This is a genomic window from Azospirillum sp., from assembly GCF_035628975.1.
GTDB lineage: Bacteria > Pseudomonadota > Alphaproteobacteria > Azospirillales > Azospirillaceae > Azospirillum.
On sequence record NZ_DASPIS010000081.1, the window covers coordinates 155,435 to 167,725 of the forward strand.

At 66.6% G+C, this 12,291-nt stretch carries 13 protein-coding genes; 8 read left to right on the top strand and 5 right to left on the bottom strand.

Annotated features, from left to right (window positions below; translation table 11 throughout):
• Nucleotides 1-7 precede the first annotated feature (7 nt).
• Entirely contained in the window at nt 8-427 is a 420-nt protein-coding gene (locus tag VD964_RS17935) for a hypothetical protein (RefSeq protein ID WP_324869875.1), read from the bottom strand.
• Between the two features lie 244 nt (nt 428-671).
• Between VD964_RS17935 and VD964_RS17940 the strand changes: the two genes are divergently transcribed.
• Nucleotides 672-1,778, top strand: a complete 1,107-nt coding sequence (locus VD964_RS17940; protein WP_324869876.1) for a mechanosensitive ion channel family protein — start codon at nt 672-674, stop codon at nt 1,776-1,778.
• Nucleotides 1,779-1,800: 22 nt separating this feature from the next.
• Here the strand turns inward: VD964_RS17940 and VD964_RS17945 are convergent, their stop codons facing one another.
• Nucleotides 1,801-3,111, bottom strand: coding sequence for an MFS transporter (locus VD964_RS17945; protein WP_324869877.1), 1,311 nt, complete (start codon nt 3,109-3,111; stop codon nt 1,801-1,803).
• A gap of 181 nt (nt 3,112-3,292) precedes the next feature.
• Between VD964_RS17945 and cyoA the strand changes: the two genes are divergently transcribed.
• From cyoA to VD964_RS17970, 5 genes are read left to right on the top strand one after another with little or no spacing between them, the layout of a single operon-like run.
• The gene (gene cyoA, locus VD964_RS17950) at nt 3,293-4,402 is read left to right on the top strand and encodes a ubiquinol oxidase subunit II (protein ID WP_324869878.1); all 1,110 of its coding nucleotides are present in this window, start codon (nt 3,293-3,295) and stop codon (nt 4,400-4,402) included.
• 14 nt (nt 4,403-4,416) lie between these two features.
• A complete protein-coding gene (gene cyoB / locus VD964_RS17955; protein ID WP_324869879.1) occupies nt 4,417-6,414 on the top strand; it encodes a cytochrome o ubiquinol oxidase subunit I in 1,998 nt (665 codons plus the stop codon).
• A 3-nt stretch (nt 6,415-6,417) separates the two neighbouring features.
• Nucleotides 6,418-7,077, top strand: coding sequence for a cytochrome o ubiquinol oxidase subunit III (cyoC, locus tag VD964_RS17960; RefSeq protein ID WP_409017873.1), 660 nt, complete (start codon nt 6,418-6,420; stop codon nt 7,075-7,077).
• Complete coding sequence (gene cyoD, locus VD964_RS17965; RefSeq protein ID WP_324869880.1) at nt 7,074-7,502, top strand: cytochrome o ubiquinol oxidase subunit IV; 429 nt, start codon at nt 7,074-7,076, stop codon at nt 7,500-7,502. Before cyoC ends, cyoD begins: the two co-directional genes overlap by 4 nt.
• On the top strand, nt 7,499-8,269 hold the full coding sequence (locus VD964_RS17970; protein ID WP_324869881.1) for an SURF1 family protein: 771 nt from the start codon (nt 7,499-7,501) through the stop codon (nt 8,267-8,269). The genes cyoD and VD964_RS17970 overlap by 4 nt, the downstream gene beginning before the upstream one ends.
• Nucleotides 8,270-8,277: 8 nt before the next feature.
• Here VD964_RS17970 and VD964_RS17975 read toward each other — a convergent pair whose 3' ends face one another.
• From VD964_RS17975 to VD964_RS17985, 3 genes are read right to left on the bottom strand one after another with little or no spacing between them, the layout of a single operon-like run.
• Nucleotides 8,278-8,616, bottom strand: a complete 339-nt coding sequence (locus VD964_RS17975; protein WP_324869882.1) for a transcriptional regulator — start codon at nt 8,614-8,616, stop codon at nt 8,278-8,280.
• Between the two features lie 11 nt (nt 8,617-8,627).
• Nucleotides 8,628-9,035 carry a hypothetical protein gene (locus tag VD964_RS17980; protein WP_324869883.1) on the bottom strand — a complete coding sequence of 136 codons (408 nt, stop codon included), beginning with the start codon at nt 9,033-9,035 and terminating at the stop codon, nt 8,628-8,630.
• 48 nt (nt 9,036-9,083) lie between these two features.
• Nucleotides 9,084-10,133, bottom strand: coding sequence for a hypothetical protein (locus tag VD964_RS17985; RefSeq protein WP_324869884.1), 1,050 nt, complete (start codon nt 10,131-10,133; stop codon nt 9,084-9,086).
• Nucleotides 10,134-10,346: 213 nt separating this feature from the next.
• On the opposite strand from VD964_RS17985, the gene VD964_RS17990 reads away from it, so the two are divergent.
• Both VD964_RS17990 and VD964_RS17995 read left to right on the top strand, forming a co-directional pair.
• Nucleotides 10,347-11,624, top strand: coding sequence for an ATP-binding protein (locus VD964_RS17990; protein ID WP_324869885.1), 1,278 nt, complete (start codon nt 10,347-10,349; stop codon nt 11,622-11,624).
• Nucleotides 11,611-12,177, top strand: coding sequence for a response regulator transcription factor (locus VD964_RS17995; RefSeq protein WP_324869886.1), 567 nt, complete (start codon nt 11,611-11,613; stop codon nt 12,175-12,177). Before VD964_RS17990 ends, VD964_RS17995 begins: the two co-directional genes overlap by 14 nt.
• The last annotated feature ends 114 nt before the right edge of the window (nt 12,178-12,291 follow it).

Sequence of the window (12,291 nt, forward strand, 5' to 3'; positions counted from 1 at the left end):
TCGGGCTTCAATCCACCTGAAAGGTGTTCCGCAGCGTCCCGTCGGCGTTGACCATTTGGTAGCGGCCGTCCGGCAGCCGGTAGATCTCCATGCATTGCTGGCGGGGGTCCACGTCAAGCGTCAGGCAATACCGGTCGCCGGTGACGGTCCAGCGCCCGTATTCGTTGCCCTTGGCGCCGGAAATGACGATCGACCCGTCCTTGGAAAAGCGGTTCATGTAGGACTTGCCGCGCGGGTTGACGATGCTCAGCGTGTGGCCGCCCAGCAGCGTGGAAACCTCCGGCCCGGTCAGGCGCTGGGCGCCCGGCTTGCGGAAGTCGGGCTCGATTCCGGCGCAGGCGGAAAGGCCTGCCAGAACGGCCAGCGCGGCGATGGGCAGCCTCTTGCGCATCGGCGCCGGCGTGGTCGCGCGGGGAAGGACTTGCATCGGTCTGGTCGCCTTTTCCGGTTGTCTCACCCTGCAAGATTGGCGGCGGAGCCTCTTCCGGCAAGCATTGCCTCCTCCGGCCAGGGGGTTCCCTCCAACGCCCTATACCCGGCGGGTCGATCGGCGTCCGGATGGGACAGCCCCCGAACCAAATCCCGGCCGGCATGTTCTCAAGCCCGTAAGAACCGGGGGCGCCGCGCCCCCTCGCCTCATCGATCAGCAGAAACCGGATCAGCAGGAACCGATGGAATTTCCGATCTCCTCCACGGTCGCCGCCTTCCTGGCGCCGGTCGTCGCCGTGGCTGTCGCGATCGCCATTCACGAGGTGGTGTGGCGGGTGCTGCAACGGCTGTTCCGCCCGACCAACGCGCCGGTGCTGAGCCGGGTCGTCACGGCCGGCCGCACCGCCACCCGCTTCGCCGTGATCTTCGCAGCCCTTCTCGCCTCGGTGCCGGCGCTGCCGCTGCCCCACACCGCCATGGAGATGCTGGCGCGCGCCGTCGGCATCTGTTTCATCGGCGCGCTGGGCTGGGCCATCGCCGGCAAGGTCGGGGCGGTGTTCGACGCCTATCTCGGCCGCAGCGGCCCCAACGAACGCGGGTTCGAATGGCGGCGGCGGCGGACCAAGCTGACGGTGTTCCGGCGGCTGGCGCTGCTGACCGTCATGGCCCTGACTGTCGGCTTCATGCTGATGACCGTGCCGCTGGTGCGGACCATCGGCATCAGCCTGTTCGCCTCGGCCGGCGTCGCCGGCATCGTGCTGGGCATCGCCGCCCGGCCGACCATCGCCAACCTGATCGCCGGCATCCAGATCGCGCTGACCCAGCCGATCCGGATCGGCGACTCGGTGGTGGTCGAAGGCGAGTGGGGCAATGTCGACGAGATCACCTCCACCTATGTCGTCGTGCGCATCTGGGACGACCGGAGGCTGATCGTTCCGCTGGGGTATTTCCTGGAGAAGCCTTTCCAGAACTGGACCCGCGACGCGCCGAACATCCTGGGTTCGGTGATGCTGTATGTCGACTACTCGGTGCCGATCCCGGCGCTGCGCGACCATCTGCGCAAGGTGCTGGACAGCACCAGCCTGTGGGACAAGCGGGTGTGGAACCTGCAGGTCACCGACCTGAAGGAACACACGATGGAGCTTCGCGCCCTGGTCAGCGCGCCGGATGCCGGCACGGCCTGGGACCTGCGCTGCCTCGTGCGCGAGGAGATGATCCGCTTCCTGACGGAGCAGTATCCGGGATCGCTTCCGCGCGAAAGGCTGGATCTGGCGCGTCCCGCTTCGGGTGCCGCCGGCGAACGGCTGGCGCCCATGGAGGCCCGGGTGGGCGCCAACGGGCAGGCATGAGCCCGCCCGTTGGACACGAACGTCACGAGGACAGGGTCTTGTTGACCCGCAGCGCCACCAGCGTGCAGACCGCACCCGACAGCAGGTAGAGGCCGGACGCGACCAGCCCGAACTGGCTGGACAGGTACAGCGCGACGAAGGGCGCGAAGCCGGCCCCGAAGAGCCAGGCCAGATCGGAGGTCATGGCCGAGCCGGTGTAGCGGTATTGCTGGCTGAAGCCCGATGCCACCGACCCCGACGACTGGCCGAAGGACAGGCCGAGGATGACGAAACCCACCACCATGAACACCGCCTCGCCCGTCTGCCCGCCGTCGAGCAGCAGCGGGGCGAAGCCGCTGAACACCGCGATGGCGGCGGCGCAGCTGCCCAGCAGGGTCCGCCGCCCGACCCGGTCGGCGATGTAGCCGGACGCGACGATGGCGGCGATGCCGAAAGCGGCGGCGATCACCTCGATCACCAGGAAGGCCCCGGTCTCGTGCTGCGCGTTCAGGAAGATCCAGGACAGCGGGAAGACGGTGACCATGTGGAACAGGGCGAAGCTGGCCAGCGGCGCGAAGGCGCCGATGACCACGCGCTTGCCCTCCATCTGCAGCGTCTCCACCACCGGGGCCGGCTGCAGTTCACGGTTCGTGAACAGCCGCTCGAACTCCGGCGTCTGGACCAGACGAAGCCGGGCGAACAGCGCCACCACGTTGATGGCGAAGGCCACGAAGAAGGGATAGCGCCAGCCCCAGGCGAAGAAATCCTCCGCCGACAGGCTGTTGACCATGTAGGCGAACAGCCCGCTCGCCACGATCAGGCCGATGGGTGCGCCCAGCTGCGGGATCATCGCATACCAGCCGCGCTTGTTCTGCGGCGCGTTCATCGCCAGGAGCGAGGCCAGCCCGTCCCAGGTGCCGCCCAGCGCCACGCCCTGCCCGACGCGGGACAGCGCCAGCAACCAGGCGGACGCGACGCCGATCGCCTCATATCCCGGCAGGAAGGCCAGCGCCACCGTGGACCCGCCCAGCAGGAACAGGGCGATGGTCAGCTTCGCGCTGCGCCCGTAATTGTCGTCGATGGCCATGAAGATGAAGGTGCCGATCGGCCGCGCGACGAAGGCAAGCGCGAAGATGGCAAAAGACCAAAGGGTGCCCGTCAGCGGATCGACATAGGGAAACACCAGCTTCGGAAAGACGATCACGGAAGCAATGGCGTAAACGAAGAAGTCGAAAAACTCGGAGGTTCGGCCGATGATCACGCCGATGGCAATTTCTCCGGGATTCACCCCGTGATGCCGCGCGTTCACCAGCCTCGCATCCCGTTCGACCGCCGCAATCGATGAAGTCATCATGTCGGCCCCGGCTGCGTTATTTCGCTTGCGATGATCCGTAGATCATACAATATGTCACCGCACCAATCAGTGACCTGTCAAGCGCGCAGGAGTCGGGGCATTGGACAAATTGTCCAATGTCGCCGCTGGGGCATGGACGCTAGCTGTCTCCCCAAAGCAAACCTTTGATACAGGTCCTGCCTTGAGCCGTTATCGCGCAATCGCCCTGCTGCCAGTGATGGCGGCGTTGAGTGGCTGCAACCTGGTCGTGCTGAACCCGGCCGGCGACGTTGCCAGCCAGCAGGGAGACCTCGTGGTCATCTCCACCCTGCTGATGCTGCTGATCATCGTCCCGGTCATGGCGCTTACCGTGCTGTTCGCCTGGCGTTACCGTCAGTCGAATAACACAGCCCGCTACGAACCGGACTGGGACCATTCGACGCAGCTCGAACTGGTGATCTGGGCAGCCCCGCTGCTGATCATCATCTGCCTGGGGGCCATCACCTGGGTCACCACCCACAAGCTCGACCCCTACCGTCCGCTCGACCGCATCGCGGCCGACAAGCCGCTCCCGGCCGGCGTGAAGCCGCTGGACGTGCAGGTGGTGGCGCTCGACTGGAAATGGCTGTTCGTCTATCCCGAATACGGCATCGCGTCCGTGAACGAGATGGCGGCGCCGGTCGACCGTCCGATCCGCTTCAGCCTCACCGCCTCCACGGTGATGAACTCCTTCTACGTTCCGGCGCTGGCGGGCATGATCTACGCCATGCCGGGCATGGAGACGAAGCTCCACGCCGTGATCAACGAGCCGGGGACCTACAAGGGTTTCTCGTCCAACTACAGCGGCGCCGGCTTCTCGCACATGCGCTTCGCCTTCCACGGCCTGTCGAACCAGGATTTCGACGGCTGGGTGTCCAAGGTGAAGTCGGCGGCGACCCCGCTCGACCGCAACGCCTACATCGCGCTTGAAAAGCCGAGCGAGGCCGTTCCGGTCCAGCATTTCGGCACCGTCGATCCGAAGCTGTTCAACGCCGTCGTGAACCTGTGCGTGCGCCCCGGCACCATGTGCATGAGCGACATGGCCGCCATCGACCGTGCGGGCGGGCTGAACGCCGGCGGCATGGCCGCGGCCAACGGGATCCTGCGGGCCAACAGCCTGGCCGGCTTCCCGGACACGCAGCCGACCGGCCTGTGCACCGTCGCCGAGGCGGTCGAAGCCGCCGCAAACTCGGGCGCCGTGCAGCGCCCCACCGTCACGCCGATCAGCGCGTCCGCCTCCCAGGCCGGACCGCAGCGGCTGGCCAATCCCTGATTGGGCACACCGGCATGCTTGAGACACTGACGACCTTCCTCTTCGGGCGCCTCAGCCTGGAGTCCTTCCCCTATCACGAGCCGATCCTGGTCGCGACCTTCTTCGCGGTCATGCTCGGCGGCATCGCGCTGGTGGCGGCCCTCAGCTACTTCAAGCTGTGGGGCTACCTGTGGAAAGAGTGGTTCACCACCGTCGACCACAAGCGCATCGGCATCATGTACATGATCCTGGGCCTGATCATGCTGCTGCGCGGCTTCGCCGACGCCATCATGATGCGCGCCCAGCAGGCCATCGCCTTCAACGGCAGCGAGGGCTACCTCAACGCCCACCACTACGATCAGGTCTTCACCGCCCACGGTGTGATCATGATCTTCTTCGTCGCCATGCCGCTGGTGACGGGGCTGATGAACTATGTCGTGCCGCTGCAGATCGGCGCACGCGACGTGTCCTTCCCGTTCCTGAACAATTTCAGCTTCTGGATGACCGTCGGCGGCGCCGTGCTGATCATGGCTTCGCTGTTCGTGGGCGAGTTCGCGCGCACCGGCTGGCTGGCCTATCCGCCGCTGTCGGGTCTGGAGGCCAGCCCGGACGTCGGCGTCGACTATTACATCTGGGCCTTGCAGGTGGCAGGCGTCGGAACGACGCTGTCGGGCATCAACCTGATCTGCACGATCGTGAAGATGCGCGCCCCCGGCATGACCATGATGAAGATGCCGGTCTTCACCTGGACTTCGCTCTGCACCAACGTCCTGATCGTCGCCTCCTTCCCGGTCCTGACCGCCGTGCTGGTCCTGCTGTCGCTGGACCGCTATGTCGGCACCCATTTCTTCACGAGCGACATGGGCGGCAACCCCATGATGTACGTGAACCTGATCTGGATCTGGGGCCACCCGGAAGTCTACATCCTGATCCTGCCCTGCTTCGGCATCTTCTCGGAGGTGACCTCCACCTTCTGCGGCAAGAAGCTGTTCGGCTACACCTCGATGGTCTACGCGACCGTCGTCATCACCATCCTGTCCTACCTGGTGTGGCTGCACCACTTCTTCACCATGGGGTCGGGCGCCAGCGTGAACTCGTTCTTCGGCATCACGACGATGATCATCTCGATCCCGACGGGTGCGAAGATCTTCAACTGGCTGTTCACCATGTACCGCGGCCGCATCCGGTTCGAACTGCCGATGATGTGGACGGTCGCCTTCATGCTGACCTTCGTGATCGGCGGCATGACGGGCGTGCTGCTGGCGGTTCCGCCGGCCGACTTCGTGCTGCACAACAGCCTGTTCCTGATCGCCCACTTCCACAACGTCATCATCGGCGGCGTGCTGTTCGGCCTGTTCGCCGGCATCTACTACTGGTGGCCCAAGGCCTTCGGCTTCCGCCTGGATCCGTTCTGGGGCAAGGTGTCCTTCTGGTTCTGGGTGATCGGCTTCTACGTCGCCTTCATGCCGCTCTACGTCCTGGGCCTGATGGGCGTCACCCGCCGCCTGCGCGTGTTCGAGGACCCGTCGCTGCAGATCTGGTTCCAGATCGCCGCGGTCGGCGCCGTCCTGATCGCCATCGGCATCGGTGCCTTCCTGGTCCAGATCGCCGTCAGCGTCCTGAAGCGCAACCAGTATGTCGACGTCACCGGCGATCCGTGGGACGGCCGCACCCTGGAATGGGCGACCTCCTCGCCGCCCCCGGGCTACAACTTCGCCTTCACGCCCGTGATCCACGACAATGACGCGTGGTGGGACATGAAGAAGCGCGGCTATGCCCGTCCGCTGGAAGGCTACCGCCCGATCCACATGCCCGCCAACACCGGCACCGGCGTGATCCTGGCCGGCATCAGCACCGCGCTCGGCTTCGCCCTGGTCTGGCACATCTGGTGGCTGGCGGCGCTGAGCTTCATCGGCCTGCTGGTGGTCGCCATCAGCCATACCTTCAACTACAACCGCGACTTCCACATCCCGGTGGAGGAGGTCGTGGCGACCGAGAACGAGCGGACCCGTCTGCTCGCGGGACAGGTGTAAAGCATGACGACGACCGTTGAAGCCATGCATGGCGGCCACGCGGGGCACGATGCCCCGCGCGACGCCACCCCGCCCGTCTTCTATGTGAGGGACGAGCACGCCCACGAAGCCGGCAGCACCGCGCTCGGCTTCTGGATCTACCTGATGAGCGACTGCCTCATCTTCGCGGTCTTGTTCGCGACCTACGGCGTGCTGGGCACCAGCTACGCCGCCGGTCCGACGCCGAAGGAGCTGTTCGACCTGCCGCTGGTGGCGCTGAACACGGCGATGCTGCTGTTCTCCTCCATCACCTACGGCTTCGCCATGCTGGCAATGGAGAAGGGCCGCACCGCCCAGACCCAGGGCTGGCTGGCGATCACGCTGCTGTTCGGCCTCGCCTTCCTCGGCATCGAGCTGTACGAGTTCGCGCACCTGATCCATGAGGGGGCCGGCCCCGGCCGCAGCGCCTTCCTGTCGGCCTTCTTCACGCTGGTCGGCACCCACGGGCTGCACGTCACCTTCGGCAGCGTGTGGCTGGTGACGCTGATGGTCCAGGTCGCCCGCCGCGGCCTGATCCCGGCCAACCGCCGGCGTCTGATGTGCCTCAGCATGTTCTGGCACTTCCTGGACGTCATCTGGATCGGCGTCTTCACCTATGTCTATCTGATGGGGATGCTGCGATGAGCACTCACGCGCACGGCGATCACCACGCCCATCAGGGCCATGGACATGGTGGGCATGACGGCCACGGTCACGACGACCACGGCCACGTCGAAGGCGCCCACGGCACCTTCGGCAGCTACATGACCGGCTTCGTCCTGTCGGTGATCCTGACGGTCATTCCGTTCTGGCTGGTCATGACCGGCACGCTGGACAACACGACCACCACGGCCGTGATCCTGGGGCTGGCCGTGGTCCAGATCCTCGTCCACATGGTGTATTTCCTGCACATGAACGGCCGCGTCGAGGGCGGCTGGTCGATGCTGGCGATGATCTTCACGATCATCGTCGTGGTCATCATGTTCGCCGGTTCGCTGTGGGTCATGTACCACATGAACCACAACATGATGCCCGGCATGACCACCCCCGACATGAGCAAGATGCCGTGACCGGGCAGCCGTCCGCGCCCCACGCGGGCGGCACGGCCAGGAAGGCCCGCCCGGTCTGGGCGCTGGCCCTCTTCGGCCTTCTGTCGCTGGCCGGCATCGCCGGCCTGACCGCGCTCGGCGTCTGGCAGCTCGAACGGCGGGCCTGGAAGCTCGACCTGATCGAGCGGGTGGAGGGCAGAATCCACGCCTCCCCCGTCCCCGCACCGGGGCCGGAGGCCTGGCCCACCGTCTCCGCCGCGTCGGACGAATACCGCAGGGTTTCCGTCACCGGCCGTTTCCTGCACGACCGCGAAGCGCTGGTCCAGGCGGTTTCCGACCTGGGCGGCGGGTTCTGGGTGCTGACCCCGCTGGTCACCGACCGCGGCTTCACCGTCCTGGTCAACCGCGGCTTCGTGCCCCCGGAAAAACGCGATCCCGCGACCCGCGCCGAGGGGCAGCCGCAGGGCACCGTGACCATCGCCGGCCTTCTGCGCGTCACCGAACCGGAGGGCGGCTTCCTGCGCAGCAACGACCCGGCCGCCGGCCGCTGGTATTCCCGCGACGTCGCCGCCATCGCCGCCGCCAAGGGGCTGGGCGACGCCGCGCCTTATTTCATCGATGCCGATTCCAGCCGCAATCCCGGCGGCTGGCCGGTCGGCGGGCTGACCGTGGTCAGCTTCCCCAACAGCCATCTCGGCTATGCGCTGACCTGGTTCGCGCTGGACCTGATGCTGATCGCCGCCGTCCTGTTCGTGATCCGCAGCGAATTGCGGCGCAGGCGGGCGTAACCCGTCCTCTACTGGGTGCGCGGCCTCAGAAACGGGGTTCCCCCCGGTGCCGAGGCCGCAACCTTGTCCAGCGGCAGCAGGCGCTGCAGGGCGGCGATGTAGCCGTGCAGCGCCTCCCGACCGACGGGGGTGAGAGCGTAGCTGGATTGCGGCCGCCCCTCCCCGGTGTCCTTGCGGACCGACACGTAGCCCGCCCCGATCAGCTTCTTCAAATGCGAGTCGAGGTTGCCGTCCGACACCTCCAGCCGCTGCTTCAGCTCGGTGAAGGTCGCCTCGCCGGCACCGGCCAGAAAGGCGGCGACCTGCGTGCGCAGCGGTTGGTGCAGCAAAGGGTCGAGCGTATCCAAAGCAGTTCCGTTTAGGGTTTGAGGTCGAAGCGTGCCGACATCGTGCCGGGCGCCTTGCTGTCTTTCTCGCCGGGCAGCGTGATGGCGAACTCGCCGCCGACCGCCTGATTTGCGGCCATCCAGTTCTTCCCGTCGAAGCTCAGCCAGATCTTGTAGAGGTAGACGTCACGGTTGGTGGCGACCTCCATCCGCGCCAGGCCGGGCTTGGACAGCAGCGAACCGGAAACCGAAGCCACCACCGGCAGCGGCGCCCCGGCCGGGTAGAGCAGCACGTAATCGCCGCCGGGCGCCGCTGCCTCACCATAGCGGACAACCGGGATTTTCGCCATCTCGTCGGCGCCCGGCGGAGGCATCAAGCCCGCGCAGCCGGCAAGCGTCGCCGTGGCGGCCAGCAGGGCCGCGGTCAGAATCCGGTTCATGTCTTTCTCCTGAGGGTATGGAAGAGTGGAGGGAAGGGAAAGGGCCGGTCAGCGCTGCGGATCGGCCATGGAGTTGGCGTTCACCTGGGCACGGACCGCCGGTCCGCGATCCGGCGTGAGATCGCCTTCCAACTTGGGGACATGGAGCCAGAGGCCGGCCGTGCCGCGCATCCAGGGCTCGCCGTCGAAACGGGCGTCTCCGGTCGGCACGCCGTTCTCCAGCACCAGTTGCACCGGCTTGGAGAGGGTCAGGGGCAGAATGGTGGCCGGATCGTTGCGGAAGATGTTGCCGTTCACGCGGATCTCCACCGGAACCGGCGTGCCCGCCGGCAGGGTGAGAATGTGACGCCCCACGGCACCCTCCCCCTTGCGGAAGGCGTCGAAGGTCAGGGCGGGCGCCTCCGACGGGGCGCCGAGATCGCCGTGGTGCCGCAAGGCGAGCGGCACGCCCAGCACCACCAGCATCCAGGCGGCGGACTGCGCCATGCGGTGCCAGGACGGCCGCGCCCGCCCACGGTCGAGCATCAGCGCCAGAAGCGGCAGCCCCAATCCGAAAACGGATGCTGCGATCTGCCGGATGATGCCGTAATCAAGCCGGTAGACGAGGCTGGCGATGCCCGTGAGAATGGCGAGCACGCCGATCCACTCCAGCAGCTCCTCCGAAAACAGGCCGTGCACATAGAGGCCGAGGCCGATCAGCACCACCCAGGCCGCGCACACCATGTATCCGCCGCCGAAGAAGAAGGTGGCGAAGGTCATCAGGATGCCCAGCGCCACCAGCAGCCACCAGACCTTCAGCACCTGCCGGTGGATGAAGGACCACGCCTCGTCCCTGTGCCGCTTGACCCGCCGCGTGAGCTGCCAGTCCAGCACGGCCACCCCGCCCAACGACAGGGTGAGCAGCAGCAGCCACGCCACGGCCTGCTGCGTCACGTCCGTGAACTGCGCCGGGGTGAAGATGCGGTCGCTGAGCAGAAGCAGCGCCGCCCCCGTCAGTCCCCACAGGATCAAGGTATGCCGCTCGATCCGCAGATTGCGGTGCCCGGCCGAAAGCATGGAATGAATGGCGTCGAGGCGCTGGGACAGGCTGTCGGACATCGGGATCCCGTTGGCTTTCCGGCGGTGTCACTCTGTGATGCAGAGTAACTATACTCTGAAACGCAGAGTGTCAACGGCCAAGCCCACGCCTGCGTCGATAAGGACCAATGCCTTTTGGCGTACCGGAAATAGCCCACAAAGCTCCCCTCCCGCCGGTAACTCTCTATATAAGTCGGTGGGCTGATGAACCGGGTGAGGAACAGGACGTCTTTCGTGCGCGACACCACCGACCGCAAAAACCTGTTCCTGCTCGTCCAGCTGCGTTGGCTCGCCGTCGTCGGGCAGATCGTGACGATCCTGATCGTCCATCTGCAGATGGGCATCCGGCTGCCGCTGATGCCGATGGCCTCGGTGATCCTCGTCCTGGTCGCGCTGAACATCGCCAGCCTGATCCAGATCCGCCGCAGCGCCAGCGTTTCCAACACCCAGCTTTTCCTGGAGCTGCTGATCGACGTCTGGGCGCTGACCCTGCAGCTCTATCTCAGCGGTGGCGCCTCCAACCCCTTCATCTCCCTTTATCTTCTTCAGGTGGCGCTGGGTGCCGTGCTGCTGGAGGCATGGTCGGCCTGGGCGCTGGTGCTGGTGGCGACCGCCGGCTTCACCTGGCTGACCGGCACCTACCAGCCGCTTCCCCTGCCCCATGCCCATGAGGGCGAGCTGTTCAGCCTGCACATCCAGGGGATGTTCATCTGCTTCGTGCTGGCGGCGAGCCTGCTCGTCCCCTTCCTCACCCAGATCAACCGCAACCTGCGCGCCCGCGACGCCTATCTGGCGGAACTGCGCCAGCGCTCCATGGAAGAGGCGCACATCGTCCGCATGGGCCTGCTGGCGTCGGGCGCCGCGCACGAGCTGGGCACGCCGCTCGCCACCCTGTCGGTGATTCTCAACGACTGGCGCCGCATGCCGTCGCTGATGTCCGATCCCGATCTGTCGGAGGAGGTGGCGGAGATGCAGAACCAGATCGACCGCTGCAAGGCCATCGTGTCGGGCATCCTGCTGTCCTCCGGCGAGGCGCGCGGCGAGGGCACGGTGCGCACCACGGTGAAGGGCTTCCTCGACGATCTGGTGCAGGACTGGCTGTCCAGCCGCTCCCCCGGCCGGTTCGAGTACGACAACACCGTCGGCCCGCAGGAGCGGATGATCGCCGACCTCGCCCTGAAGCAGGTTCTGTTCAACGTTCTGGACAACGCGCTGGAGGCGTCGCCGGGCTGGATCGGCGTCGCCGCCCTGCGGCAGGGCGACAATCTGGTGGTGGCGATCAACGACTCCGGTCCCGGCTTCGATCCCGCCATCCTGGAGGAGCTTGGCAAGCCCTACCGCTCCACCAAGATGCGGCCGGGCAGCGGGCTCGGCCTGTTCCTGGTGGTCAATGTTCTGCGCAAGCTGGGCGGCACCGTCTCGGCCAAGAACCGGGCCGGCGGCGGCGCCACCGTCACGCTGACCCTGCCGCTCGCCGCCTTGTCGCCGGGAGGCGCCGATGGAGACGACTGAGCAGGAGACGCCTGATTTGGAAGGCGGCGACCGCACCCTGCTGATCGTCGAGGACGACGCCGCCTTCGCCCGGGCGCTGCGCCGGTCCTTCGAACGCCGCGGCTACGAGGTGCATGCCTGCGCCGGGCTGGAGGAGATGCGGGAGCTTCTGCAGACGGTGGATCCCGACTACGCGGTGATCGACCTGAAGCTCGCCACCGGCTCCGGCCTGGAATGCGTGAAGGAGCTGCACGAGGCGGATGAGGAAACCCGCATCGTCGTGCTGACCGGCTTCGCCAGCATCGCCACCGCGGTGGAGGCGATCAAGCTCGGCGCCTGCCACTATCTGGCCAAGCCCTCCAACACCGACGACATCGAGGCGGCATTCGACCGCACCGAAGGCGACACCTCCATCGCCCCCGCCGCCCGCACCACCTCGATCAAGAACCTGGAGTGGGAGCGCATCCACGAAACGCTGGTGGAGACCAACTTCAACATCTCGGAGACGGCGCGGCGGCTGGGAATGCACCGCCGCACGCTGGCCCGCAAGCTGGAGAAGAAGCGGGTGCCGTGAGGGGTGCAGGCGCGGGTGCCGGTGCCCCCTCCCTAACCCTCCCCCGCTGGGCGGGAGAGGGAACTCCGCCGCTCCTCCCTGGACCATCACGCCGACAAGGGTTCTGCCCCCTCT

Coding starts and splice junctions, on each gene's coding strand:
- VD964_RS17935 (WP_324869875.1), bottom strand. CDS start 427: ATGCAAGTCCTTCCCCGCGCGACCACGCCGGCGCCGATGCGCAAGAGG.
- VD964_RS17940 (WP_324869876.1), top strand. CDS start 672: ATGGAATTTCCGATCTCCTCCACGGTCGCCGCCTTCCTGGCGCCGGTC.
- VD964_RS17945 (WP_324869877.1), bottom strand. CDS start 3,111: ATGATGACTTCATCGATTGCGGCGGTCGAACGGGATGCGAGGCTGGTG.
- cyoB (WP_324869879.1), top strand. CDS start 4,417: ATGCTTGAGACACTGACGACCTTCCTCTTCGGGCGCCTCAGCCTGGAG.
- cyoC (WP_409017873.1), top strand. CDS start 6,418: ATGACGACGACCGTTGAAGCCATGCATGGCGGCCACGCGGGGCACGAT.
- cyoD (WP_324869880.1), top strand. CDS start 7,074: ATGAGCACTCACGCGCACGGCGATCACCACGCCCATCAGGGCCATGGA.
- VD964_RS17980 (WP_324869883.1), bottom strand. CDS start 9,035: ATGAACCGGATTCTGACCGCGGCCCTGCTGGCCGCCACGGCGACGCTT.
- VD964_RS17985 (WP_324869884.1), bottom strand. CDS start 10,133: ATGTCCGACAGCCTGTCCCAGCGCCTCGACGCCATTCATTCCATGCTT.
- VD964_RS17995 (WP_324869886.1), top strand. CDS start 11,611: ATGGAGACGACTGAGCAGGAGACGCCTGATTTGGAAGGCGGCGACCGC.